General features: G+C 63.2%; 22 protein-coding genes. 8 read left to right on the top strand and 14 right to left on the bottom strand.

From position 1 onward, the window contains the following. From BT108_RS11300 to BT108_RS11270, 7 genes are all read right to left on the bottom strand, one after another. A complete protein-coding gene (locus BT108_RS11300) occupies nucleotides 1–306 on the bottom strand; it encodes an NAD(P) transhydrogenase subunit alpha part 2 (protein ID WP_072294639.1) in 306 nt (101 codons plus the stop codon). Nucleotides 307–399: 93 nt separating this feature from the next. Next, nucleotides 400–1,527: a Re/Si-specific NAD(P)(+) transhydrogenase subunit alpha gene (locus BT108_RS11295; RefSeq protein WP_072294638.1), complete on the bottom strand. Its 1,128-nt coding sequence runs from the start codon at nucleotides 1,525–1,527 to the stop codon at nucleotides 400–402. 181 nt (nucleotides 1,528–1,708) lie between these two features. Further along, nucleotides 1,709–5,281 (bottom strand): FAD-dependent oxidoreductase, encoded by a 3,573-nt coding sequence (locus BT108_RS11290; RefSeq protein ID WP_072294637.1) that lies wholly within the window; start codon nucleotides 5,279–5,281, stop codon nucleotides 1,709–1,711. Between the two features lie 234 nt (nucleotides 5,282–5,515). Beyond that, a complete protein-coding gene (gene cysN / locus BT108_RS11285; RefSeq protein WP_072294636.1) occupies nucleotides 5,516–6,808 on the bottom strand; it encodes a sulfate adenylyltransferase subunit CysN in 1,293 nt (430 codons plus the stop codon). 48 nt (nucleotides 6,809–6,856) lie between these two features. Then, complete coding sequence (cysD, locus tag BT108_RS11280; protein WP_255369707.1) at nucleotides 6,857–7,849, bottom strand: sulfate adenylyltransferase subunit CysD; 993 nt, start codon at nucleotides 7,847–7,849, stop codon at nucleotides 6,857–6,859. A gap of 73 nt (nucleotides 7,850–7,922) precedes the next feature. After that, complete coding sequence (locus tag BT108_RS11275; RefSeq protein WP_072294635.1) at nucleotides 7,923–8,660, bottom strand: phosphoadenylyl-sulfate reductase; 738 nt, start codon at nucleotides 8,658–8,660, stop codon at nucleotides 7,923–7,925. 7 nt (nucleotides 8,661–8,667) lie between these two features. Continuing rightward, complete coding sequence (locus tag BT108_RS11270) at nucleotides 8,668–10,773, bottom strand: nitrite/sulfite reductase (protein ID WP_072294634.1); 2,106 nt, start codon at nucleotides 10,771–10,773, stop codon at nucleotides 8,668–8,670. Nucleotides 10,774–11,072: 299 nt separating this feature from the next. Here BT108_RS11270 and cysB point away from each other — a divergent pair, with 299 nt between their 5' ends. The 7 genes from cysB to BT108_RS11235 all read left to right on the top strand — a co-directional run bounded on the left by cysB (nucleotide 11,073) and on the right by BT108_RS11235 (nucleotide 17,033). Further along, entirely contained in the window at nucleotides 11,073–11,990 is a 918-nt protein-coding gene (cysB, locus tag BT108_RS11265) for an HTH-type transcriptional regulator CysB (RefSeq protein ID WP_072294633.1), read from the top strand. A gap of 43 nt (nucleotides 11,991–12,033) precedes the next feature. Continuing rightward, a complete protein-coding gene (gene mutL, locus BT108_RS11260; protein ID WP_072294631.1) occupies nucleotides 12,034–13,854 on the top strand; it encodes a DNA mismatch repair endonuclease MutL in 1,821 nt (606 codons plus the stop codon). Then, a complete protein-coding gene (locus tag BT108_RS11255; protein ID WP_072294629.1) occupies nucleotides 13,851–14,996 on the top strand; it encodes a cupin domain-containing protein in 1,146 nt (381 codons plus the stop codon). The genes mutL and BT108_RS11255 overlap by 4 nt, the downstream gene beginning before the upstream one ends. 310 nt (nucleotides 14,997–15,306) lie before the next feature. After that, nucleotides 15,307–15,510 carry a hypothetical protein gene (locus BT108_RS11250; protein ID WP_072294627.1) on the top strand — a complete coding sequence of 68 codons (204 nt, stop codon included), beginning with the start codon at nucleotides 15,307–15,309 and terminating at the stop codon, nucleotides 15,508–15,510. Between the two features lie 201 nt (nucleotides 15,511–15,711). Further along, nucleotides 15,712–15,912: a hypothetical protein gene (locus BT108_RS11245; RefSeq protein WP_143142478.1), complete on the top strand. Its 201-nt coding sequence runs from the start codon at nucleotides 15,712–15,714 to the stop codon at nucleotides 15,910–15,912. 195 nt (nucleotides 15,913–16,107) lie between these two features. Further along, entirely contained in the window at nucleotides 16,108–16,398 is a 291-nt protein-coding gene (locus tag BT108_RS11240) for a hypothetical protein (protein WP_072294625.1), read from the top strand. A gap of 239 nt (nucleotides 16,399–16,637) precedes the next feature. Next, nucleotides 16,638–17,033 carry a hypothetical protein gene (locus tag BT108_RS11235; protein WP_143142477.1) on the top strand — a complete coding sequence of 132 codons (396 nt, stop codon included), beginning with the start codon at nucleotides 16,638–16,640 and terminating at the stop codon, nucleotides 17,031–17,033. A 50-nt stretch (nucleotides 17,034–17,083) separates the two neighbouring features. Here the strand turns inward: BT108_RS11235 and BT108_RS11230 are convergent, their stop codons facing one another. Next, complete coding sequence (locus BT108_RS11230) at nucleotides 17,084–17,848, bottom strand: MBL fold metallo-hydrolase (RefSeq protein WP_072294623.1); 765 nt, start codon at nucleotides 17,846–17,848, stop codon at nucleotides 17,084–17,086. 116 nt (nucleotides 17,849–17,964) lie between these two features. Beyond that, on the bottom strand, nucleotides 17,965–19,383 hold the full coding sequence (locus tag BT108_RS11225) for a putative bifunctional diguanylate cyclase/phosphodiesterase (RefSeq protein ID WP_072294622.1): 1,419 nt from the start codon (nucleotides 19,381–19,383) through the stop codon (nucleotides 17,965–17,967). Between the two features lie 332 nt (nucleotides 19,384–19,715). Between BT108_RS11225 and BT108_RS11215 the strand changes: the two genes are divergently transcribed. After that, nucleotides 19,716–20,117 carry a phage holin family protein gene (locus BT108_RS11215; RefSeq protein WP_072294620.1) on the top strand — a complete coding sequence of 134 codons (402 nt, stop codon included), beginning with the start codon at nucleotides 19,716–19,718 and terminating at the stop codon, nucleotides 20,115–20,117. Nucleotides 20,118–20,150: 33 nt separating this feature from the next. Here the strand turns inward: BT108_RS11215 and bioD are convergent, their stop codons facing one another. Genes bioD through bioB form a run of 5 tightly spaced genes read right to left on the bottom strand, consistent with a single transcriptional unit; the run spans nucleotide 20,151 to nucleotide 24,625 of the window. Then, entirely contained in the window at nucleotides 20,151–20,855 is a 705-nt protein-coding gene (gene bioD / locus BT108_RS11210) for a dethiobiotin synthase (protein WP_072294619.1), read from the bottom strand. Nucleotides 20,856–20,899: 44 nt separating this feature from the next. Then, nucleotides 20,900–21,781 (bottom strand): malonyl-ACP O-methyltransferase BioC, encoded by an 882-nt coding sequence (gene bioC, locus BT108_RS11205; RefSeq protein ID WP_072294618.1) that lies wholly within the window; start codon nucleotides 21,779–21,781, stop codon nucleotides 20,900–20,902. Nucleotides 21,782–21,791: 10 nt separating this feature from the next. Continuing rightward, complete coding sequence (gene bioH, locus BT108_RS11200; protein WP_072294617.1) at nucleotides 21,792–22,535, bottom strand: pimeloyl-ACP methyl ester esterase BioH; 744 nt, start codon at nucleotides 22,533–22,535, stop codon at nucleotides 21,792–21,794. 3 nt (nucleotides 22,536–22,538) lie between these two features. Next, nucleotides 22,539–23,720 carry an 8-amino-7-oxononanoate synthase gene (gene bioF, locus BT108_RS11195; protein ID WP_369817120.1) on the bottom strand — a complete coding sequence of 394 codons (1,182 nt, stop codon included), beginning with the start codon at nucleotides 23,718–23,720 and terminating at the stop codon, nucleotides 22,539–22,541. 8 nt (nucleotides 23,721–23,728) lie between these two features. Beyond that, nucleotides 23,729–24,625, bottom strand: a complete 897-nt coding sequence (bioB, locus tag BT108_RS11190) for a biotin synthase BioB (RefSeq protein ID WP_072294616.1) — start codon at nucleotides 24,623–24,625, stop codon at nucleotides 23,729–23,731. Nucleotides 24,626–24,627: the final 2 nt, after the last annotated feature.

Genomic DNA, 24,627 nt, shown 5'->3' with positions numbered 1-24,627 from the left:
CTAGCTTCCTTTCTTGTCTTTCTTTCTGAACATTTCCAGCATCCGCTGGGTCACGAGGAATCCGCCGAATACATTGATCGCCGCCAGCGTCACCGCAGCGGCGCCGAGCCACACACCCCAGTCGGTCTCCGCCGGGCCCGCGGCCAGCATCGCACCCACGAGAATAATGCCCGAGATCGCATTGGTGACCGACATCAGCGGCGTATGCAGCGCCGGGGTCACATTCCACACCACATGGTAGCCGACGAATACCGCCAGCACGAACACCGTCAGGTTGATGAGGGTTGGATCGACTTCACCGATCATGATGACTCCTTGGTTTCGTTCATTGTCTGTTGAGGTCCCGGGATATCTTGCAGGCCACCGTCATGCAGGAAGAGGAAAGCCGCGTCATGCCCATCAGGCCCTGGCAACGGTATTTCCGTCCGCGCATACCAGGGTGCCGGCGATGATCTCATCCTCGCGGTCGATCTTGAGTTCTCCGGTGTCCCCGTCGAGCATCAGGTTCAGGAAATTCATCAGATTGCGCGCATACAGCGCGCTGGCGTCCGCCGCCACCAGCCCCGGCAGGTTCGAAATGCCGATGAGGTGCACGCCGTGCTTCACCACCACCCTGTCCAGCTCAGAGAGGGGACAGTTGCCTCCCGCCTCTACGGCCATGTCCACGATCACGGAACCGGGCTTCATGGCGCGCACCGTTTCCTCCTTGATCAGGACGGGAGCCGGACGCCCGGGGATCAACGCCGTCGTGATGACGACATCCGCGGCCACCGCGCGCTGGTGCACCAGTTCGCCCTGCCGCCGCTTGTAGTCGTCGGACATTTCCCTGGCATATCCCCCCGCCGTCTCCGCCTGCGCCTTTTCCTCGTCGCTCAGCGGCACCTCCACGAACTTGGCGCCGAGGCTCTCCACCTGCTCCTTGGCCGCCGGACGCACGTCGAACGCCTCGATCACCGTGCCCAGGCGCTTCGCCGTGGCGATCGCCTGCAGACCCGCCACGCCTGCGCCCAGTACCAGCACGCGCGCAGCCTTCACTGTACCCGCCGCCGTCATCAGCATGGGAAAGAACCGCTGGTAGGTATTCGCCGCCACCAGCACCGCCTTGTACCCTGCGATATTGGCCTGCGACGACAGGACGTCCATGCTCTGGGCGCGGGAAATCCGCGGCAGCCTCTCCATGGCGAATGCAGTCAGGCCGTGCCGGGCCAGTTCATCGATGCTTCCCGGCTGATGGGGAGCGAGCAACCCCAGCAGCACGGCATCCTTGCGCATCAGTGCCACCTCCGCCGCCTTCGGGGCGCGTACCTTGAGCACGATCTGGGATTGCGCGTACAGCGCTGCCGCGTCCTCGACCAGCGTCGCGCCCGCCTCCTGGTACGCCTCGTCGGGCATGCTCGCCCCCGCCCCCGCCCCCGCCTGCACCAGGACGGTGTGCAGGCCCTTGACGGTGTACTTTTTCACCGTTTCGGGCGTGGCCGCCACGCGCGTCTCGCCTGCGCGAATCTCGACAGGTATGCCGATATGCATCGATGATCTCCCTAATATGTCCGGATGCCGCCCGCGATCGCCCCGACGATCCGGGGCATCTGATAGACGAGCCAATCCCGCCCGTTTCCACCGCAAAAGCGGGATTATAGATGAACCCCGGGAAACAGACTGCCCAAAATTGGGAAGCGACGCCTGTTCCGGGGCGCTTCGGATGCCCTGCTCAGGCCTCGACCCGGCTCGCTTCCTGTCCCGTTTCCTGTCGGGTTTCGTTGAGGCAGCGACTGATCCAGCGGGTCGTCAGCTTCTCCTGGACGCTGTTCTGGCGCAAGCGCGACGCCAGTCCGCCGAAATCGACCTGATCCAGCGGCTGATCCTGGTTGAAGCACGAAAAGACGTACGTGATCTCTCCCGTCTCGGGATCCTTGTGCGGTTGCAGGCACTGGGCGCAAATCTCCTTCATCATGCACTGCATCGGCGAATTGATCGATCCGATGGCGTAGTGATCGGTCTTCAGGTAGGGCTGGAGCTTGCTGCGCCGCGCCGCGCCCACCGCCGCCATCATCCGGTCGGAGCCGATGGCGATGATGCGGTCCGCGTCCGACAGCGGAATCTCCTGGTTGCCGAGCGCGCCGCTGCCGTAAGCGGCCATGGCGTCGACGATGTTGCCCACGAAGCTCAGGTCGTGCGGCCGGGAAGGCGCGAAGCCCGGCGCCTCGTCGCAGCACCATACCACGACGTCTGCAGCCGCCTCGATTTCCGCCACCTTGTAGCGATCGATCAGTTTTTTGTAGCCGGCGAAGTACAGGATCCGGGAACCCGCGGCGCGGGCGGCGGCACCGATGGAGAACAGAACCGCATTGCCGAGCCCTCCCCCTACCAGGACGACAGTTTCCTGGGGCAGGATTTCCGTGGGCGTTCCCGTCGGCCCCATCAGTATCACGGGGTCGCCAGGCTTGAGCCTCGCACACAGGTCCGCCGACCCCCCCATTTCCAGGGCGATCAGCGAGACCAGCCCGCGCGCCACGTCGACCGCCGCACCCGTCAGGGCGATGCCTTCCATCGCCAACCGGGTGTCGCCCACCGTGGGGGCTAGCGTGGCGAAATTCTGGAAACGGTAGAACTGGCCCGGGTGGAAGCGCTCCGCCGCCATCGGCGCGTGCACCACCACCTCGATGATGTTGGGCGTCAGCCGCTCCACCTTGTGCACGGTGGCGCGCAGGCGCTCGTTCATCTCGGCGAAGAACCGCGCGACGGATTGCGCCGAGGCCGGTGCGACGCGAGCGAGCATGCGGCTGACCACCGGATACCCCTGCTTCGCGCTGGACATGGCCTTGACCACGTTGCCCGAGTACGAAGGGTGCAGGTCGCCGAAGAAACTGATGAAGCGGCCGTCCTCGCAGCGGCTCAGCAGCACCAGCGGCATATCGGGCTTGGGATTTCCCCTGACGGGATTCGCCGGCTCGCCGTTCTCGTCACAGGCAGCGAAGTAGCGTCCATGCAGCTTGAAATTCTTTTCATCTTCCCGCGCAAGTACCGTGTTGGGCTGAGTCCCCGCCGCCACCAGCACTGCGCGCGCCGGCAGCTCGGCCTCCCCGGCGGCCTGCCATGTGCCGCTCTCGTCGAGGTTCTGCACCCTGAACCTGACCGACTGTGCATGCTGCCACCTGTCGATCTCCACCCGTATCGGCGTCAGGCCTTCGGCGAACCAGATGCCCTCCTCCAGGGCTTTTTCCACCTCCTCATGGTTGAGCGTGTAGGAAGGACTATCCACGAGCCGCTTGCGATAGGCGATGGTGGCCCCGCCCCAGGACTGGAGCAGCTCCAGCACATGCGGCGGCCGCCCTTCCTGCTCCGCCCGCCTGCGCTCGGCGCGGATGGCGCGGGCATGGCTCAGGAACTCCTCCGCGATGAGCCGCTCCTCCTCGTCCCACGCTCCCCGTATCGCCGCCTCACCCTGCACCGCGACCAGAATCTCGTAGCGGCGCAGGAACTTCTCCACCTGGACGGGATAGTACGCGAGCGCTTCCGTCGCGGTATCGATGGCGGTCAGGCCGCCCCCGATCACCACCACCGGCAGGCGCAGCTGCATGTTGGCGACGGAGTCCGTCTGGGCCGCTCCCGACAGCTGCAGCGCCATCAGGAAATCGGACGCCGCGCGCACGCCGCGCGCCAGTCCGTTGGGCATGTCGAGCACCGTGGGCCGCCCCGCCCCGGCGGCCAGGGCGACGTGATCGAATCCCATCGCCAGCGCATCGTCCGCGGTCAGCGTACCGCCGAAGCGCACGCCGCCGAACAGCGCGAACTCCTCCCGCCGCTCCAGCAGCAGGCGGATCAGCTTCAGAAAATTCTTGTTCCAGCGTACGGTGATGCCGTATTCGGCCACCCCGCCGAACCCCCCCGGCATGCGCTCGTCCAGGCTCTCCTCAAGCTCGCTCGCGTCACGCACCGCGGCGAACGGCACACGCCCACCCGCTCCGTCCACGCCGGAGAGCGCCGGAGGCAGGGGCTCGATCTTGAGGCCGTCGATCCCCACCACGGTGTGGCCGTCGTTCATGAGATGGTGGGCCAGGGTATATCCCGCCGGCCCCATTCCCACCACCAGCACCTTGCGGCCCGTAGCCGGCCGGGGTACCGGGCGCCGCAGGTTGAGCGGGTTCCAGCGGGTCAGCAGGCTGTAGATTTCGAACCCCCAGGGCAGCGCCAGGACGTCCTTGAGCGTACGCGTCTCCGCCTGGGGAATGTCGACCGGCTCCTGCTTCTGGTAGATGCAGGACTTCATGCAGTCGTTGCAGATGCGGTGGCCCGTCCCCGCGCACATGGGATTGTCCACGACGATCATCGCCAGGCCGCTGACGGCAAGGCCCTGAGTCTTGAGCTTGTGAAACTCGGAAATACGCTCTTCCAGCGGACATCCGGCGAGCAGGACACCCAGCTGGCTCTTCTTGAACACAGGCGGATCTTCTGGTGTCTTGGGCTTTTCCTTCAACCCCTTGGAGCAGGAATCCCGTCCCTGCTCGTGGCACCAGATACAGTAGTTGGCCTCGTCCAGCGCCCCCACCAGGTCGGTGCCAGGGTCGGTGAGCGCGAAGCCTTCACGGCGACGTATGTGATGCAGGCGATGGACGGTATAGCCCGCGGTGGTATCGGCATCCGTCTTCAGCAGGTGCAGGAAGTCGAGCTTGGCGGGCGCCTTGAACAGCACGCCCTCCGCATTGCGCCTGCGACCCGCTTCGGTTTTCAGCGCCCACCCCGCATAGAGAAGGGCATCTCTGAGCCGCCCCTCATTCGCGGCTTCATCCAGCAGCCACTCCGACACCCGCGTTGCAAATGCCAGTTCGGAGAAAGGCTCGCCGAATTCGGCGGCCAGCCTGGCCTCCAATTCGGTTCCATCCACCCCGGCCGCCTCGGCGTCGCTCACCTTGTTGGCGGCGCGGCGCTGAACGAATTGCCGCTTGCAAGCATACAACGGGGCCAGACGGTGGTGGCTGGTAGCCAGTATGGCGATCTCTGATTCGATGCCGAACAGCCTGGCGATGAAATCCTCCATCCAGGGCGCAACTTCTATCAGCAGCGCAGCCTCGTCCTTTCGGTCCAGGCTGTCGGGCTGGGCACGCGCATGATCCAGGCGCACGCGCAATCCCGCATCACCTTCCTCTAGAAAATGGAGGAACGCCTGGTCCAGCCTCACCAAGCCTTCGCGCTGGTATAGATCCGCAAAGGCCATGCTGAACCCCAGTTCGGGAAGCGTGCTCGATGCGGCGCCGGAACCGGATGCCGATTGTGTATGTATCATGATGATCGTCGATAGTGTGAAGATAAATCAGACAGGAGCAGCAAGCATTCGACCGCATTGGTCAGGACTGCGCGGACTTTCTCCCGCCGGAAAACACGAGAGCGGCAACGCACTCCTCGCACGCTGTCCGCCCTCATCGTACTGCTACGCTGTATCCGAACACTCTCTATGTCGGCCTTTCTCCCTGTATGGATCAATGCTGCCGATTCCGGTTGCGTAGTGGGCGGGCCGGTTTCAATTCAGCTCATCCCCGGAGCGGATCATGCCTGCCGCCACGGTATTGTTGTTGAGCTCATCGATGACGATGAAGCTGCCGGTGGCGCGGTTGCGGCGATACGAATCGCACAGCAGGGGCTGGTGCAGCTTCAGCACCACCTGGCCGATGTCGTTCATCTTGAGGGTCTCGACCGACTCATGGTTGAGCGTATTGATGTCCACGCGGCAATCGATGCGCGAGATCTGCGTCTTCACGACGCGCGTCGTGTGCTTGACGAGATACTTTCGCCGAAGATCCAGACTTTGTTCCGATAGCCAGCACAGGGTCGCCTCGCACTCGCGCGCCACCCGCGGAACATGCTCGCCGGTCCTCACCAGCATGTCGCCCCGTGAAATATCCAGATGGTCCTCGATGGTCAGCGTGATCGACTGGGGCGCAATTGCCCGCTCGATCGCGCCTTCGTATGTCACGACTTCCTTGATGCGCGTCGTCTGGCCCGAAGGCAGCACCGTGACTGCGTCGCCGACGTGGATGGATCCCGATTCGACTCGCCCCATGTAACCTCGGAAATCGTGCATTTCCTCAGTATGAGGACGACATACCCACTGTACCGGGAAGCGAAAATCCTCGAGATTGATGCGATGGCCGACGGGAATGGTCTCCAGCAGCTCCAGCAACGTCGCGCCCTCATACCAGCCAAGCATGTCCCCGCGCTCCACCACCATGTCGCCGTTCAGAGCCGACATGGGAATGTAGCGGATGCTGTCGAACCTGAGTCCGCTGGTAAAAGCCATGAACTCGTCGCGAATCCGCTCGAATGTCCTGCGGGAATGGCCCACCAGATCCATCTTGTTGACCGCCACCACCAGATGGGGAATTCCCACCAGGCTCGCCAGGTAGGCATGGCGGCGCGACTGGGTCAGCACGCCCTTGCGCGCGTCGATCAGTATGATCGCCAAGTTGGCGGTGGAGGCGCCCGTCACCATGTTGCGGGTGTATTGCTCGTGCCCCGGCGTATCGGCAATGATGAATTTTCGCCTGGGTGTGGCGAAGTAGCGATAGGCCACGTCGATGGTGATGCCCTGCTCGCGTTCGGCCTGCAGGCCATCCGTCAGCAGCGAGAGATCCACCCCCTCCATGCCGCGCCTCTGCGTCGTATGGGTGATGGCATTCAACTGATCCTCGAAGATGGACTTGGAATCGTGCAGCAAGCGCCCGATCAGGGTGCTCTTGCCGTCATCCACGCTTCCGGCGGTGATGAAGCGCAACAACTCGGCATGCTCGAGCGCAATATTCTCGACCGCCAGCATCTACATTCCTTCCATTGGCCTGCTCACCCGCACCTCACCTCCCGCATCTCAGAAATACCCTTCCTTTTTCCGCAACTCCATGGAAGCTTCCGAAGTCTGGTCGTCCATGCGGGTAGCGCCGCGCTCGGTGATCCGGGTGGTCGCGGTTTCGGCGATGATCTCGGCGATATCGGAAGCGGTGGATTCCACCGGGCAGGTACAGCTCATGTCTCCCACCGTGCGGAAGCGCACCATCACCCGTTCAACCCGTTCCCCCTCCTGCGGTTGCACCAGGTGAGAGACCGGCAGCAGCCCGTTGCCGCGGCGGATGACGTCGCGCATGTGGGCAAAGTAGATACGCGGCACCTCCAGCCGCTCCCGCGCGATATATTCCCAGACATCCAGCTCGGTCCAGTTGCTGATCGGAAACACGCGGATGTTCTCCCCCGGGTGCACGCGCGTATTGTAGATGTCCCACAATTCCGGCCGCTGGTTCTTGGGATCCCACTGGCCGAACTCGTCGCGAAAGGAAAATATGCGCTCCTTGGCCCGCGCCTTCTCCTCGTCGCGGCGCGCACCGCCGATGCAGGCATCGAAGCGGAACTCCTCGATGGCGTCCAGCAGGGTGACCGACTGGAACGCGTTGCGGCTCTGGTTCTCGGAGCGCAGCACCACCCTCCCCTGCTGGATGGAGGCCTCCATGCTGCGCACGATCAGGCGTTCGCCCAGTTCCCGTACGCGGCGGTCGCGGAATTCGATCACCTCCGGAAAATTGTGACCCGTGTCGACGTGCATCAGGGGAAAGGGGAAGCGGCCAGGTCGAAACGCCTTCTCCGCCAGGCGCAACAGGACGATGGAGTCCTTCCCGCCGGAGAACAGCAGCACCGGATTGGCACACTCGGCCGCCACCTCCCGCATGATGTGTATCGCCTCGCTCTCCAGTGCGTCCAGGTGATTCAGCCTTTTCACGGACGCATGCCGGAAGGGAAGGGGATTTCCCTGTGCCGCCGGATCCGGAGAAGTGCCGGTCCGTTCCTGTACGTCGCTCGCCAAAATGCTCATGCTCGATCCCGATAATGATTCATTCCACCCGCCTTGAGGCATCATCGCCCTGTCACCCGCATCCGGGTCGCGTCTATCCCGCGACCGGTGCCGCCTTGCGCCGCTTGTCCGGCGGATGCAGGCCGCACTCCTTGAGTTCCGGATTCTCCCACCACCACCGTCCGGCACGCACGTCCTCGCCAAGCGTGATGGCGCGCGTACAGGGCGCGCAGCCGATACTGGCGTATCCCTTGTCGTGCAGGGCATTGTAGGGAACATCGAACAGATGCAGGAAGTCCCACACATCCGATTGCTTCCAGTCCAGCAGCGGGTTCAGCTTCTGCAGACCATTGTCGGCATCGAACACCGATTCGGCCAGATCCCTGCGGGTCGGCGCCTGGTCCCGGCGCAAGCCGGTGATCCATGCCCGCTTACCTGCCAGCGCCCGCTTCAGGGGCTCCACTTTGCGGATATGGCAGCAGCTTTTGCGGAGATCCACGCTTTCATAGAACCCATTGGTGCCATTCCGGGAAACGTATGCCTCCACTGCGGCAGGTTCCGGAAAATAGACCGGAACCCGAATGCCGTAACGTTTCGATACCTCCTGCATCAGGCGATGCGTTTCTTCCGGCAGGCGCCCGGTATCCAGCGTGAACATGCCGATGGCGGGATAGTGTTCCGCGATGAGGTGCGTCAGCACCATGTCTTCCGCACCGAAACTGGTGGCAAAGACCACTGGCGCGTAGTCCGCCTGCGCCCGGTCCAGCAGGACCCGCACCCTGCCTATCCTGCCATCCAGATCCCTATCCCGGGTCTTGAGGAGCGCCCCCATTGCTGATCTAGGCGATGACGGACGGCTGTTCCCGCGACACGGCCGAGGACCGGGTAACGATTTTGAGGGGTGCCGGCAAGGCCCCGGTCAGGTCCAGTTGGCGATCGAATGTCAGGCAGAACTCCGCCACCTCCATGGTCCAGGCATCCAGCTCGGAAAACAATTCTGTCAGGCGTCCGTCGGTCAAGTCTTCGGCCGGTTGCGCAAAATCCTCGGCGAACTTGACCAATTGACGGGACAGGCGCGGCTTGGTCGGCAATACGCGGTGCAGCTCCTCGGCCTGCTCGAGCAGATCGTCGTAGCGCTTGCCCCCCAGCAGGTCGGTCATACCCTGACTGATCAGCCGGGCGATTTCGGCGGCACAATGGACGGCATCCACGAACTTGGACTGGAACTTGAGGGCGTCACGATAGTTTCTTTCATGAGCCGCCTCGTAGAAATTGGTGCCGATCCGGGCCTGCACCACTCCGGCGCACTCCCCGCCGCCCAGTTGCAACACCCGGAAATCCTCTTCCTGCCCGTGGTCCCGCGCGACCCGCTCCACGTCCTCAGGGGCGACGACCAGGAGATCCGCCAGGAGTTCGCCAAAAAACGTGCGATCCATCCGGTGCGCCCATGTGAAGAAGGTCTCGCCCCCTTCCCGACCGCTGTCGTAGGCGCCCTGCACCCGTTCGATCGCTTCCTGGATACGCGCCGTGGGTACGGAGGGCCCCTTGAAAGCCAGTGCGCCGCCTGCCATGGCATTGCCGCCGAAGTGCATCTGGTAGTGGGGCACGAGCCTGCCGTGCATGCGCTTGCCCTCCCCGTAGATGCCGATGTCGGCGGCCTCCGGCTGGGCGCAGCCGTTGTGGCAGCCCGATACGCGAATCTTCAGGTCGTGCTTTCCTCCGCTGAGCTTGGGACCGACGATCGTACTGGAGGTGATGCCGAGGCGGCAGGTCGAGGTGCCGGGGCAGGCGACGACATCGTCTCCCACCTGCGGCAATCCCAGTCCAAGCTCAGCTAGGGCTGCGCGCACCGATTCGATCCTGCTTTCGTGCACGCCGGTCAGGAACATGTTCTGGTCCTGCGTGGCGCGGATGTCGGGCAAATCGAACGTGTCACACAGATCGGCCAATCCACGCAACTGCCGCGCATCCAGGTTGCCCATGGGCACGCCGATCGGAAAGACATAGTGCCCCGACTGCTTCTGGGCGAACAGGCGCCGCGGCGCGCCCATGCCGGGGATCTCCCCGGTGGCGCTTCCCGCGCTCCATTCTCCCGCCGGGCGATCCTGCAGGGACAGAGCGGACCGGGCGCGCCCCAGTTCTTCCCGGTATTTTTCCACGAAGCCTTCCGGACCGAATTTGTCGACGAGGAATTTGATGCGCGATTTGGCGCGCTTGGCACGGTCGGAATAGCGGTTGTGCACCTGTATCACGGCCTCCATGACCGCAAACAGGTCTTTTTCCTCGACGAATTCCTCGACCACGACGGCCTCATGCGGCTTGTGCCCCAGCCCCCCGCCGGCAACGACCTTGAAGCCGAACCGGTCGCCACTGTGCACCGCGATGACACCCAGGTCGTGCATCATGCCCTGCGCGCAGTCGGCTTCGCAGGCCGACAGACTGATCTTGAACTTGCGCGGCATCTGCTGGGTCAGCGGATTGCGCAGAAAATGCTGCACCGTACCCTCGAGGTGCGCCGTCACGTCGACGTGCTGGCGCGGGCATACCCCCGACAGCGGGCAGGTGGTGACATTGCGTATGGTGTTGCCGCAGGCCTCGCGCGTCGTCAGGCCGCCCGCAGCGAGATGGCGCAGCGCTGCAGGGGTCTGCTCCAGCGGCACGTAGTGCATCTGGATGTCCTGGCGCGTGGTGATGTGCACCACATCGTGGCGCGAATAGGTCTCCAGCGCACTGGCGATGGTCCGCAGCTTGGATGCGCTCACACGCCCGCCCGGGAGCTTGATCCGTATCATGTTCACGCCTTCCTGCCGCTGGCCGTAGATCCCCATCTGCAGGCGGCCGGCGGTAAAGCGCGTGACATCCATCTTCAGATCGAGGTACTCCTGCACGGATTTGCCGTACGCCTCGATCTCGGCATCATTTGCGAGATTGTCCATGTAACTCATCTGCATTCTCCTTTGCCCGTCACCTGTCATCCGGTCTTCATGACGCCGGAAAGAAAATCCGTGGGGCAGTTTCCGTGCGGGAGCGCAGCAACGGGACCATTCTCGATCCCTCGCCCGCCTTCAGTCCCTTTTTCAACATGAACCGAACGAATCTCTTGATCCCCACACTTCCGTACCCGCCCCGGCACCCATGGATCCCCGTCTGAACCATGCATGATACAGCAGATATATATATCACGAAAGAATATTATGTTAGATTATTATAACCAAACCATATATCTCGGAATAGACGGTACCCTATGAAGCTGCAGCAGCTGCGCTATCTGCACGAGGTCGTGAGCCAGGGCCTGAACCTCTCCAAGGCCGCGGAGGCACTGCACACCTCACAACCCGGGATCAGCAAGCAGATACGCCTTCTGGAGAATGAACTGGGAGTGGATATCTTCGTCCGCCACGGAAAACGCGTAGTCAAGGTCACGCCGCCGGGGCAGGCCATCCTGGACATCGCCGAAAGAATGCTGAAAGATGCGAAAAATCTGAAACAGATCGGCCAGGACTTCGCCAACGAAGCCTCCGGTTCCCTTACCATCGCCACCACCCATACCCAGGCACGGTATGCCCTGCCGCCCGCAATCAAGCATTTTACCGCATGCTATCCTAAGGTGAAACTCATTTTGCGGCAGGGCAACCCGACCCAGATCGCCGAGCTGGTCACATCGGGGGAGGCGGACATCGCGATCGCGACCGAGGCGATCGAGTTGTTCGAGGAACTGGTGATGCTGCCCTGCTATCAGTGGAACCGCTGCATCATCGTGCCGCAGGGGCATCCCCTGCTCGAGCTCCGGACATTGACCCTGGAAGATATTGCCCGCCACCCCATCATCACCTACGATTTCGCGTTCACCGGACGATCGAAGATCAATCAGGCCTTCGACGCCAGGGGACTCAATCCCAACGTGGTGCTGACGGCCATCGACGCGGACGTGATCAAGACGTACGTGGAACTGGGCCTGGGCGTCGGCATCCTGGCAAAAATGGCGTTCGAGCCGAAACGCGACCACTATCTGCGCGCGATCGACGCAGGCCACCTGTTCGAGCCGAGCACCACCCGCATCGGCATCAGCCGCAACAGCTATCTTAGAGGATATGTCTATGATTTTATTGAAATGTTTGCACCACACCTCGACCATGCGACCATCCGGGCGGCAATGAGATGATCCATCCCCGCTTTCACACGCACCCGCATCGGCGTCCGGCGCAGTGAGCGCGATCAGGCTGTTGCCGGATCTGCTCATCAGCCAGATCTCCGCGGGGGAGGTCATCGGACGGCCCGCCTCAGCCCTCAAGGAACTGCTGGAAAACAGCGTGGATGCGGGCGCATCGGAGATAGCGGTCCATCTGCTCCAGGGAGGCGTGAAATCGATCCGCATCACGGACGACGGCATCGGCATTGCACCGGATGATCTGCCGCTCGCTCTCGCCCGCCATGCAACCAGCAAGATCGGTACGCTGGAGGAGTTGCAGGGCATCACCAGTCTGGGATTCCGGGGCGAGGCCCTGGCCAGCATCGCAGCGGTCTCGCATCTGACCCTGACGAGCCACAGGCAGGGAATGCCGTACGCATGGAGTGTACAGGCAAAGAATGGCCGGGCGTTGCCGCCCGAACCGGCTGCACTCACCCAGGGCACGGCGGTGGAAGTGCGCGATCTCTACTTCAACACGCCCGCCCGTCGCAAATTCCTGAAGACCGAAGCCACGGAATACGCCCACTGCGACGAGATCTTCAAGCGCATTGCACTGTCGCGCCCCAATATCGGCTTTACGCTGCAGCACAATGGTGGACTGCGCCGACACCTGCGCCCGGCGGATGCGGAGCGTCGCATCGCCGCGATCCTGGGGGACGAATTCGCCCAGGCCTCGATATCCATCGACGAGGAGGCGGCAGACTTGAGACTGTGGGGCGCTTCCGCGCTGCCGCACTACTCCCGCTCGTCCCGCGACAACCAGTACTTCTTCGTCAACGGCCGCTTCGTGCGCGACGGGCTCATCATCCACGCGCTGCGCGAAGCCTATCGCGACGTCCTGCATACCGAGCGCCACCCAGCCTTCGTACTGTTCCTCGAAATGAACCCCGGGGGCGTGGATGTGAATGTCCATCCCACCAAAACCGAAGTCAAGTTTCGCGACCCGCGCGCACTTCATCAGTTCGTGTTTCATGCGCTCGACAAGGCATTAGCGGCACCGCGATACAGCCCTGCGGCCGCTGCAAATACCGCTTCCGGCCCGGATTCGGGTCATGCCGGGAAGGGTGCGGCGGCGGATCCGTCCTCTCGGCAGCATGCCATCCCGTTCGCATCACCGGTGGGATCCGGCGGATCCCTGGCCTTTCCCCCGACCGCCGCCCAACCGCAAGCGTTCTATCGCACCCTGTTTGGTAGCGGTGCAACGCCTGCAGCGCTACCGGCGACATCCCCGGGCACCGATGCCGCTCCTGCCATGCCTCCGCTCGGATTTGCACTGGCACAACTGCTGGGCATCTACATCCTTGCCCAGAACGACCGCGGCCTGCTGATCGTGGACATGCACGCCGCCCATGAACGAATTCTGTACGAAAAACTCAAGTCGGCGCTCGACACCCGTCCGCTCGCAATGCAATCCCTGCTGATTCCCGTCACGTTCCAGGCGGACCATCTGGATATTGCCACGGTCGAGGAGAATGGCCCGTTGCTGCACGAGCTGGGGTTCGAAATGGCAGCGCTCTCCCCGACCATGCTGGCGTTGCGTGCGGTTCCCGTCACGCTCCAGCACGCCGATGTGATCAGGCTGGCGCAGGACGTCATCGGCGAAATCCGTGAATTCGGTGCCAGCCAGGTAATGACCGCGCGGCGCAACGAACTGCTCTCCACCATGGCCTGCCACGGCGCGGTGCGTGCCCACCGCACGCTGACCCTTCCGGAGATGAATGCGCTGCTGCGCGAAATGGAGGCGACCGAACGCTCCGGCCAGTGCAATCACGGCCGGCCCACGTGGCTTGAAATCAGTCTCGTGGATCTCGACAAGATGTTCATGCGCGGCAGATGAGGGCCGGGCTGCTGGGAGCGCTCACGCCGCGTGCCTTCCTGCGCCGGCACTGGCAGAAAGAACCTCTGCTGGTGCGCAATGCCCTGCCGGGTTTTGAGGGACTGTTGACACCGGACGAACTCATCCGCCTAGCCTGCCACGTGGATGCACGCGCGCGCCTGGTCATCCGCCGCGGAAACACGTGGCGCGTGAAGCACGGCCCCTTTGCCCGGCGCACTTTCGCCCACCTGCCCCAGGGGCAATGGACGCTGCTGGTCCAGGACGTCAACCATTTCCTGCCCGACGCCTGGAAGCTGCTGCTCGAGTTCGACTTCATTCCCCGCGCGCGCCTCGACGACCTGATGGTAAGCTACGCACCCGACGGGGGCGGCGTCGGCCCCCATGTCGACTCTTACGACGTGTTCCTCCTGCAGGGTGCGGGGCGGCGGCGCTGGCAGATATCCGCTCAGCAGGACACCCGCCTGGTCGAGGGGGCGCCGCTGAAGATTCTCCGGCACTTCGAAGCGGAGCAGGAATGGATGCTGGAACCTGGCGACATGCTCTACCTGCCCCCCGGCTATGCGCATGACGGCGTGGCGCAAGGCGACGGCTGCATGACCTGTTCGATCGGATTCCGGGCCCCGACCCACCAGGAACTTGCCACCCAGTTCCTCTTCCACCTCCAGGAGCGTCTCGCGCTCGGGGGCATGTACCGGGATCCGGATCTGGCGCCGACGGCACGACCGGGCCACATCGGCACCCCTGCGATCGAGAGGGCGGCTGCGGTGCTGGACCGAATCCGCTGGAACCGCGCCGATGTCGAGCATTTCATGGGGTGCCATCTCACGGAACCGAAGCCGCACGTCTTCTTCACGCCTCCGGCAGATCCTCTGGGCGAAAAGGCGTTTGCACGCGAGACGCGTCGCAATGGATTGAAACTGAACCTGAGGAGCTGCCTGCTGTATAGAAAAAAAACCTTCTTCCTCAATGGGGAGTCGTACACGGCGGATATCCGTGCGCGGCGATGGCTGAAGCGGTTCGCCGATGCACGTGCGCTGCCCCCGGGAAAACGCATCGACAGGGATGCGCTGGCACTGTGCCATCAATGGTATCTTCATGGATTCATTGAGATACCCGGCCAACCTTCGGAAGACGATGCATGATCCTGCCATCGGCATATGCGCGCATCGAGCGGCAGCACGATGAAAAACGATTAAACGTCATTTTCGTGCCGACCGAAAGCCTTGCCATCCGGCCGTTAACAGCTTATGCGTATCCTTGTGGATACGCCACAAAAACTGGACAACATATCCCAATTCTGCTATTAAAGTAGTGGTCTTTTCAGATTTGAAGCAGTGGCTTTTTCAGATTTGAACGACTGGTGCAGACGAAACAACCGGAAGCACTGTGCAACGTACCAACGTACCCGTGAGTCGTTATCAACACGTATCTACCTTAAGGAGATCAAAACACATGAAGTACTCGCTCCTCGCCGCCGCCCTGATACTGACACTGACCGGATGTGACCAGCTGAAGTCGCACGAGCCGGGGGAAGGAAAGCCAGGGCAATATCCCCCGAGCCTCTGGAATCGCGAGGGCCAGCTGACCGACGCAGAAATCGAAGCCGCGCAGAAGGAAGCCGAGGCGGCAGCGCAGCAGCAGCAGGCGGAACAGTAAGCCAGGTGCCCGGGAGAATGACGCCGCGCATGGTGTATGGAAACCAGCTGGCACCAAGAAAAAACCGCCCCTCCTCCAGGGGCGGTTTTTTATGATGAGGCATTTTGCGTCGAGACGCGCGCAAGCGGGTTACGGTTTGAACGGGTAGAAAGCTTTTGCTATACTGGGCTTTCCTGCAACGAACCATAGGATCATCGAATAATGAAATATTCGTTTCTTGCCGTCACCCTGGCGGTGCTGGCATTGACCGCGTGCGAATACAAGAAGCACCCCATGGACAAGCCTCCGCCCTCCGCCTCGGTCGAGCGCGATTCGGCCCCGAATTTTGACGACCTCAACGAACCCGATGCTCCTGCAGATGGCAGTACCGGCGCCGGTGGTGCTGCGGAAGACGGCAAGTAGAAATGAAGCGGAATGTCTGCAAGGCATTCCGTCCTCCGGCAGGAGTCGCCCGCTCCTCCCCTTCCGGGAAGGGGCCCGAAAACCGATCGCTCGGGTGAGCGCACTCCCTTCCGGGCATTCATTATTTTTGATACACGGGTATTCTTTTGTTATATCATCGTTCCTTCCATCCACTCTAATTTAAGGAAGCCATACATGAAACGAACACTTCTCGCCGCTGCTCTGATGGCTCTGGCGTTGACCGCATGCAAAAGGCCCGAACAGGCGCTGCCGGAAAATTCCACAACCTATGGCACTCGACTGGAGGGTGGCAGCACAATGGATGAGGAACGCTCCGCGATCGGGCAGTCGACCACTGCTGAGGACGTGGCCACGGCAGACGCCGAGGACGAGTATTCCGGGCAGGCCGTGCTTCCCGGCCATCAGCTTGACGGCAATGGCAATCCCCTGCCGCCGGGGCAGAGCGCCATCCCGGAGGGGCACTGACGCAAAAAAGGTAACACCCGACAAAGGGGCTGCCTCGAGCCACTCAGCAGGTACACGATTCCCTGTCGCATCCCTGTCCGGCCAGCCCCGTCTGCCCGTTGCGGCGTCGTCGCGCCCTCAGTGCTTCTCCATTCCAGCAGCGGCACACGCAGGTATCCGGCTGCCATTTGAAGAATCGCGCAGCTTCGTTATATACTTCGCGCTTTAGTTTTATCAACCTGACGAGGGCATCAAATAAAATGAGACCTACCCTTCCCCTTCTCGCGGCGACGCTGGTGGCACTGACCCTGGCCGCCTGTGGCAAGCCGAACCAGGCGCTTCCGGAACAGGAAAAGGAAAATTTCCAGAAGATCATCTCGGGCGGCGGCGCCTCCGACGCCTCGAAATCATCCTCCGTGGGCGATGAGGCATCGGCTGCCGTGGATGCCGCCAAGGATGGCATCGATGATACCGTCGATGCAGCCAAGGATGCCGCTGCGGCAGCAGGCGAGAAACTGTCGGACGCAGCCGACGCGGTCGCGGAAAAGGCGGAAGAGGTCAAGGATGCAGTGGGCGACGCCGTGGGCGCGGGCGTGGATGCAGTGAAGGAAGGCGCCACTGATGCGAAGAACAGCACGCTGGATGCACTGAAGTAATCCCGCACGCCGGGTGACCACGTGGTCGCCCGGCACCTCTGCCGAAGCCCTCACACTATCTGGCGCCAGCCGAATCCCTCGTCCTGGTCCGCCACGCCGATCCAGTCCAGTCCGCAACCCAGGACACCGCTCAGCACGGTCTGCGCCAATCGCGGCGTGTTGTTCTTCCGGCTCAGATGCGCGGCGATGACATGCTGCAGGCGGGAACGATCGAGGCTGGCGAGCAGGCTTGCAGCGACGGAATTCTCGAGATGCCCGAGGCGGCCCCCGACCCGCGCCTTGAGGCTCCGCGGATAGTCACCGTGCGCAAGCATGCCGGCATCATGGTTGCATTCGAGCACCAGCGCAGCGCATCCGCCCAGCACTGCTTCGATGTGCGGCGTGGAACATCCCGCGTCCGTCAGGATGCCGAGGCGGCGGGCTCCATCCCCGAACATGAACTGCGCAGGCTCGCGGGCATCGTGCGGAACGGGATAAGGAGTCGCTTCGATGTCTCCGATGGAAAACGGCGCATATCCCTCTATGATATTCACGATGGGCAGCGAGGCGGCGGCCCCCATGGCGTTCAAGGTGCCATGCGTCAGCCACACGGGGATGTCATACCGGCGCGCCAGCCTCGCGACGCCGCCGACGTGGTCGTCATGCTCATGGGTGACGATGATGGCGTCGATCGTGGCGGGCTCGACCCCCAGCCGCGCCAGCCGATACAGGGTCTCCTTCAAGGAAAAACCACAATCAAGCAATACCCGGGTCTGTCCGACCTCCACGATCAGGCCGTTCCCCTGCGAACCGCTTCCTAGACAGGCGAAGCGCATGCCACGATAGGGAGAGCATTGCGGGTGAAGAGACGCATACCCCGGATCTTAGCACTCCTGCTTCCTCCGGAGACGCACCCCGCAGGAAGTCCTGCATTTTTTCCGCAAGCCGGCGCTCAGCGCTCCGCAGGGACAAGGGACAGATCGCCTGCCAGAATCGCCCTGGAGATTTCTCCGGCTGAGAGCGGCCGTGCCAGGTAGTAGCCCTGAATCTCGTCGCAGTCCCGCATGCGCAGGAAATCGAGCTGCTCCGCACTCTCCACCCCCTCGGCCACCACCCTGGCATCGAGGCTATGCGCCATGCCGATGATGGCGGTCACGATCGCGGCATCGGCACGGCTAGTCACCACATTGGCAATCAGGGAGCGATCGATTTTGAGCACATCGACCGGAAGCCGTTTCAGGTAGGCGAGGCTGGAATATCCGATACCAAAATCGTCGATCGAGATCCGGATACCGGTTGCTTTCAACCGCGCGAACGCATCGATCGTTCTGCGGGCATGCATCATCAGCGAGCTTTCGGTCAGCTCCAGCTCGAGCAGGCGGGCGTCGATGCCATTCTCCCTCAATGCCCGCTCCGCCTGTAGCTCGAATTCGATCAGGCGGGGATCGATTCCGCTCTCATGAGTGGCCTGGACGACATCATGGCCAGGATCACCTTGAGTGAACTGTCTGGCCGATACATTGATGGAAATGGGAATCTCGCCCGCTCCCAGACGCTTCCATTCGGCAATCTGCCTGCAGGCGGCCTGAATCACCCAGACCCCTGCCTCGCCGATCAACCCCGTCTGCTCCAGGATGGGTATGAATTCTTCTGGTGCCACGAGCCCATGCCCCGGACGATTCCATCGGATCAGAGCCTCCACCCCGGTCATGTGCCTCTCGGCGGAGAGCGCCATCTTCGGCTGATAGTGCAGGACGAATTCTCCCCGATCGAGCGCCTGGCGCAGACCATTTTCACACGCCGCCCGTTCCATGGCATGCGCGTTCATGCCCGGCGCGAAGAAGCGGTATGTATCCCTGCCCGCCGTCTTCGAACAGTGCATGGCACTGTCGCTCTTTCTTATCAGAATGTCCGCGTCCGCAGAATCGACCGGGTATACGCTGATTCCGATACTCGCGGTCAGGACGATCCGATGGCCCGACAGGGTGAAAGGCCGGCGCAGCGCTTCGCGGAGCTTGCCCGCCACCACGCCGGCATCCTCCGAACCTTCGGGCGTATCCAGGATGCATCCGAACTCGTCGCCATCCAGGCGGGCGATCATGTCCCGAACCCGCAGGCATTGCAACAGGCGCAGGCTGAACTGGCGCAGCAGTTCGTCGCCGGACGCGCGTCCCAGGGTATCGTTGACGCGCTGGAAGTGATCGATATCCAGCGTCAGCACCGAGACCATGCGCTGCCCGTATCGCGCCTGGGCGATGATCTTCCTCAGTGTCTCATGAAACAGCACACGGTTGGGCAAGGCAGTCAGCGCATCGTAGCGCGCCAGCGGCGGCTGCCGATCCGTTTCCCGCCGCTGCCTGAGATCATCCATTCATCCCCTCGCTCCTGCTCATTCCCCCAGGGTGCTTCCATCCGGGCCCTTTGAAGACATGCAGCATTCAAGATACAGGCACCCGGTATCCGACAAGCATGATTCATGCCAGAATGGGCGCATCGGATCCGATGGAATCGACTCGAACGGCCGTGTCGCATGTGCCAGCCCGCTGCTGGAGGCTCAGGCATCGGTGCGATATCTGCCGCCCATCGCCCGAAAGAAGGAATGGCTCAGCAAACCCGGGCATCTGTTGTAAAATTTGCCGATCCCGGCAACGCCTTGGCGTATCGCATCCACGCCACGACACCGACCGCCCGATCAGGCGCTACATGCTGCACGACATGATGGAATTTCTGGCGCATTGCGGCATCACCGCCCTCTCCCTGTGGCTGGCGAGCCTCGTCTTCCATGGCGTCTCATTCGCCAGCCGGAAATCCCTGCTGGTATCGGCCCTGCTGCTGGGAATCGCCAACGCGGTGATCAAGCCCGTGATCATCGTCCTGACGATCCCGTTGACACTCGTGACGTTCGGATTTTTCCTGCTGGTGATCAATGCGCTGATGCTGCTCCTGGTATCGACGCTGGTGCCGGGATTCCGCATTTCCGGATTCTGGACGGCGTTCTTCGCGAGCATCCTGGTCACACTGCTCAGCCTGTTCGCGGGAGCGTTCCTGTTCGACCCGAACGGATACCCGGCAGACACCGCGCTGCATCAGGGCGTGATGATCTGAGGTCATCCGGCGAAGGGCGCGGAAAAGTCAGCGTCAGCCGGGAACCTGGCGAATTGACGTCTGCTCCAGGCGGTCGATGTCCAGCAGCAATGACAGTTGCACCGCATCGATGGCCGGCCCGAACGGCAGAATGCCCAGCAGGGGGCCATCCAGTCTTTGCGCCAGCGTGCCGATATTCTCGTCGAGCATCGCCAGCTCCGGCTCGATGCAGTTGGCCACCCATCCCGCAAACGGCAAACCCGTATCGCGTACCGCTCTGGCGGTCAGCAACGCATGATTGAGGCAACCCAGCCGCATGCCCACCACCAGTATGACGGGAAAACCCAGTGCCACCGCCATATCGGCGCCATCCCGATCCGGGCCGAGCGGCACCAGGAAGCCCCCCGCCCCCTCCACCACCACGCGTTCGGCCATGCCCTGCAACAGGGCGGCGGCGGCGCGGATGACATCCATGTGGATCACGACGCCGGCCCGCTCCGCAGCGATGTGCGGCGCGATCGCCGGGGCAAAGGCGTACGGATTGGCCTGACGGCGCGAAACCGCCACGCTGCTTGCCGCCTGCAGCAGTTCCACGTCCCGGTACGACCCGTCCTCGCGTCCGGCCACCACGGGCTTCATGCCGACCGTCGTCCTGCCACGCGCACCGAACGCGCGCAGCAGTGCGCAGCTGACCCGCGTCTTGCCCACGCCGGTATCCGTACCGGCGATGAAATAGCCCCTCGATTCCCCTCCAGCCATATCCCCTGGTCCTGTCCGATTCCCGCCGGATCCGGCAATCCGGGCTATATCAGTCCGAGCTGCCGCCTGAGCTCCGGCGTAACGATGGATGTGCGCGGCTGCGGTTTCCAGGCGTGGCCATACACCACCTCGAAGGTTGCCGGCAGCTTCCCGTCCGTGCGCAATGCCTCGTAGGTGTCGACAGCCCGCTGCCATCCGCGCCTTCCCATCAGGCCCCGCCGCCTTCCCTGCAGTACGGTGTGGGCGCCGATGGCCTTGAGATCCCGCATCACCGCAGCGGCATCGTCATATGTCAGAGTGAAGTACTCCATATCCATGACGGGCGTGGCAAAGCCGGCATGCACCAGCATGTCGCCGATATCGTGCATATCCAGGAAACGGTTGACATGATTGTAGCGATCCGTGCCGCGAAAGGCCGCGCGCAGCTCCTTCAGGGTATCGGGCCCGAAAGTGCTGAACATGAACAATCCGTCGGTTTGCAGGATGCGGTGGATACCGCCCAGCGTCGGTCCGAGATCATTGCACCACTGCAGCGCCAGATTCGACCAGACCAGGCCGGCGCACGCATCCCGCAGCGGCATCTGCTCCATGTCCGCGCACACGTAGCGCGTGCGCCCCTTCTGGCCGGCCAGCAGCGCTCGCCACCGGGGGGGAGCCAGGCGGCGCGCCTGTTGGTGCATCGGCAGCGCGATGTCGAGCGCCACGACCGTCGCACCGGCATAGCGCCGCCGGAGTTCGCGGGAGCCGCGCCCCGTGCCGCTGCCGACGTCGACGATGAGGCCGGGCACATGCCTGACGTAGTCGAGGCGCGACAGCATGCGGTCGCATATTTCCCGCTGCAGGATCGCCGCCTGATCATAGCTCGCTGCCGCTCGCCCGAAAGCATTCCGTACCTGGCGCTTGTCAGCATCGTGGGTGTGATTCATTCCAATCCATTCAAATCCTGGCCACGAGCGCCGCGGGAAACAGCAGGGGCGCATGACCGCGGGAGGGAAGCAACTCCAGTTCCGAATCCGGCAACCGCTGCTGCATCCACCTCGACGCGGCTGCGGGAATGATCGCATCATTCTCGCCGTGCAGCAGCAGTGTCGGCTGGATCACGCGCGGCAGCGCTTCGCGCAGATCAATAGTCAACAGGCTCTCCAGGCCGGCCAGCAGGGTACCCTCATCCGGGAGATTGCGTTCCGCGAGCACCGCCCGCAACCGCCGTGCCGTGGTGGCGGCATCGGCATCGCCGAGCGCCTGCAGGGCGATGAACCGGTCGAGCGTCGCAATACGATCCTGCTTCAGCCCATGCCCGAACTGCCGCAGCACATCCTCCTCCATTCCCCAGTGCCACTCATCCCGCCTCACGAAGCAAGGCGTCGTCGATACCAGCACCAGCCGATCGACGCGGTCGGGCCGGCGCAATGCCAGCGCGAGCGCGATCTGCCCCCCCAGCGACCACCCCCATACTGTGCAGCGATCCGGCAGGATTTCCGATACCTGCTCCACCACCTGTTCGAAGGTGCCGAAACTCCGCAACCGGCTCCCCCCATACCCCGGCAGATCCACCCGATGCACGCGAAAGCGCGGCACCAGCTGTTCGCACAGCTCGCGCCAGACACCGCCATGCATCGCCCAGCCGTGCAGCAGCACCAGATCCGGGCCCGCGCCTATGGATTCCACGTGCAGGCTCATGCCTCAAGCGCCATCCAGCCCTCTCAGCACCGCCCCCAGCCGCCGCACATCCTCCACCTCGTGGGCCGCGGACAGCGAGATCCGCAGTCGCGCCGAACCCTGCGGCACGGTGGGCGGGCGAATCGCCGGCACCAGCAGGCCGTGCTCGCGCAGTGTACGGCTCAACGCCAGCGCGCGTGCGCTGTCCCCGATCAGCAACGGCTGGATGGGCGTATCCGACGGCAGCAACCGCCAGCGTATCGGCCGCACTTCCTGCTTCAGGCATGCCACCAGCTGTGCAAGCCTTTCCCGACGCCATGCATCCGTCTCGATCAGGTCCAGGCTGGCCAGCAGTACATGGGACAGCAGCGGCGGCGTCGCGGTCGTATAGACATAGCTGCGCGCGTGCTGTATCAGGGTCTCGATCACCTCCGCTTGTGCCGCGACGAAGGCGCCGAACACCCCCGCGGCTTTGCCCAGCGTGGCCATGTAGAGGATGCGCGGAGAATGGAGCCCGAAGTGCGAAACCGTCCCCCGTCCCTGCGATCCCAACACGCCGAAACCGTGGGCGTCATCGAGCAGCAGCCAGGCGTCGTACCGCTCGCACAGTGCCAGCAGATCGGCCGCGGGTGCGATGTCTCCATCCATGCTGAATACGGCATCGGTCGCCACCATCCTGTTCTTGACACGGCAGGCGGCCAACCGGCGCTCCAGCACGGCCAGGTCGAGGTGCGGATAGCGGACGAGCTGGGCACGCGCGCCCAGCACCGCATCGTTCAGGGATGCATGGTTGAGCCTGTCGCCGAATACCACACCGTCGCGGCCCATCAGACCGGCGATCACACCGGCATTGGCCATGTAGCCGGTCGAGAACAGCAGTGCCCGGGGAAAACCGGTGAAACGCGCCAGCGCCTCCTCCAGGGCATGGTGGACCGAGAAGTGGCCACTGATGAGATGAGAGGCCCCCGCCCCCACGCCGTGGCGCCGAGCCCCCTCGCAGGCCGCCCTGATCAGTCCGGGATGATTGGCAAGACCCAGATAGTCGTTACTGCAGAACGCCAGGCATTCATGCCCCGCCACTCGCACGCGGGCCTGCTGCGGGCCGTCCAGAACCAGGCGGCGGCGGTACAGGCCTTCCTCCTCGCGCGTGCGCAACTGTTGGCGCAGCCGATCCTGCGGACCGGTGCCGTCGGCATCCACCAGGATTCTCCCGTCTACATCGGTCGCAGGCCGAGCTTGTCGAGCAGGGCCCGATCCTGCGCCGCCTCAGGGTTCTCCGTCGTCAGCAGCTTGTCCCCATAAAAGATCGAGTTCGCCCCCGCCAGAAAACACAGCGCCTGCACCGCCTCCGACATCTCCCGACGCCCCGCCGACAGCCTCACCAGCGCACGCGGCATCGTGATCCGCGCCGCCGCCACCGTCCGCACGAATTCCAGCGGATCCAGCTCCGCCGTCCCATGCAGCGGCGTCCCCTCCACCTGTACCAGATGGTTGATCGGCACCGACTCCGGATACGGATCCAGGTTCGCCAGCTGCGCGATCAGCCCCGCGCGCGCTGACCGGCTCTCTCCCATCCCCACAATCCCCCCGCAGCACACGTTGATCCCCGCACCACGCACTTTCTCCAGCGTGGCCAGCCGATCCTCGTAACCACGCGTGGTGATCACTTCCCCATAGTACTCCGGCGAAGTGTCCAGATTGTGGTTGTAGTAGTCCAGCCCCGCTTCCTTCAACTGTTCGGCCTGCCCCGCCTTCAGCATCCCCAGCGTCGCACACGTCTCCAGCCCCAGTCCTTTCACCGCCCGTACCATCCGCGTCATCTGCTCCAGATCACGCTGCTTGGGACCACGCCACGCCGCACCCATGCAAAACCGTGTCGCTCCCCGGGCCTTGGCCGCACACGCCGATTCCACCACTTCCTCCAGCGACAGCAACCCATGACCCTCCACCCCCGTGTGGTAGCGCGCCGCCTGCGGACAGTACCCGCAGTCTTCCGGACAACCCCCAGTCTTCACCGAAATCAGCGTCGACAGTTGCACCGCATTGGCCTCATGGTATTGACGGTGCGTCTCCTGCGCACGGTACATCAAATCCCCGAACGGAAGATCCAGCA

This window comes from Nitrosovibrio sp. Nv17, assembly GCF_900119085.1.
In the GTDB taxonomy this organism is placed as follows: Bacteria; Pseudomonadota; Gammaproteobacteria; order Burkholderiales; family Nitrosomonadaceae; genus Nitrosospira.
Note: the sequence above shows the minus strand (reverse complement) of the source record. Positions and strands in the feature narration are given on the sequence as shown.

Coding starts and splice junctions, on each gene's coding strand:
- BT108_RS11300 (WP_072294639.1), bottom strand. CDS start 306: ATGATCGGTGAAGTCGATCCAACCCTCATCAACCTGACGGTGTTCGTG.
- BT108_RS11295 (WP_072294638.1), bottom strand. CDS start 1,527: ATGCATATCGGCATACCTGTCGAGATTCGCGCAGGCGAGACGCGCGTG.
- BT108_RS11290 (WP_072294637.1), bottom strand. CDS start 5,281: ATGATACATACACAATCGGCATCCGGTTCCGGCGCCGCATCGAGCACG.
- cysN (WP_072294636.1), bottom strand. CDS start 6,808: ATGCTGGCGGTCGAGAATATTGCGCTCGAGCATGCCGAGTTGTTGCGC.
- cysD (WP_255369707.1), bottom strand. CDS start 7,849: ATGAGCATTTTGGCGAGCGACGTACAGGAACGGACCGGCACTTCTCCG.
- BT108_RS11275 (WP_072294635.1), bottom strand. CDS start 8,660: ATGGGGGCGCTCCTCAAGACCCGGGATAGGGATCTGGATGGCAGGATA.
- BT108_RS11270 (WP_072294634.1), bottom strand. CDS start 10,773: ATGAGTTACATGGACAATCTCGCAAATGATGCCGAGATCGAGGCGTAC.
- cysB (WP_072294633.1), top strand. CDS start 11,073: ATGAAGCTGCAGCAGCTGCGCTATCTGCACGAGGTCGTGAGCCAGGGC.
- BT108_RS11255 (WP_072294629.1), top strand. CDS start 13,851: ATGAGGGCCGGGCTGCTGGGAGCGCTCACGCCGCGTGCCTTCCTGCGC.
- BT108_RS11250 (WP_072294627.1), top strand. CDS start 15,307: ATGAAGTACTCGCTCCTCGCCGCCGCCCTGATACTGACACTGACCGGA.
- BT108_RS11245 (WP_143142478.1), top strand. CDS start 15,712: ATGAAATATTCGTTTCTTGCCGTCACCCTGGCGGTGCTGGCATTGACC.
- BT108_RS11240 (WP_072294625.1), top strand. CDS start 16,108: ATGAAACGAACACTTCTCGCCGCTGCTCTGATGGCTCTGGCGTTGACC.
- BT108_RS11235 (WP_143142477.1), top strand. CDS start 16,638: ATGAGACCTACCCTTCCCCTTCTCGCGGCGACGCTGGTGGCACTGACC.
- BT108_RS11230 (WP_072294623.1), bottom strand. CDS start 17,848: ATGCGCTTCGCCTGTCTAGGAAGCGGTTCGCAGGGGAACGGCCTGATC.
- BT108_RS11225 (WP_072294622.1), bottom strand. CDS start 19,383: ATGGATGATCTCAGGCAGCGGCGGGAAACGGATCGGCAGCCGCCGCTG.
- BT108_RS11215 (WP_072294620.1), top strand. CDS start 19,716: ATGCTGCACGACATGATGGAATTTCTGGCGCATTGCGGCATCACCGCC.
- bioD (WP_072294619.1), bottom strand. CDS start 20,855: ATGGCTGGAGGGGAATCGAGGGGCTATTTCATCGCCGGTACGGATACC.
- bioC (WP_072294618.1), bottom strand. CDS start 21,781: ATGAATCACACCCACGATGCTGACAAGCGCCAGGTACGGAATGCTTTC.
- bioH (WP_072294617.1), bottom strand. CDS start 22,535: ATGAGCCTGCACGTGGAATCCATAGGCGCGGGCCCGGATCTGGTGCTG.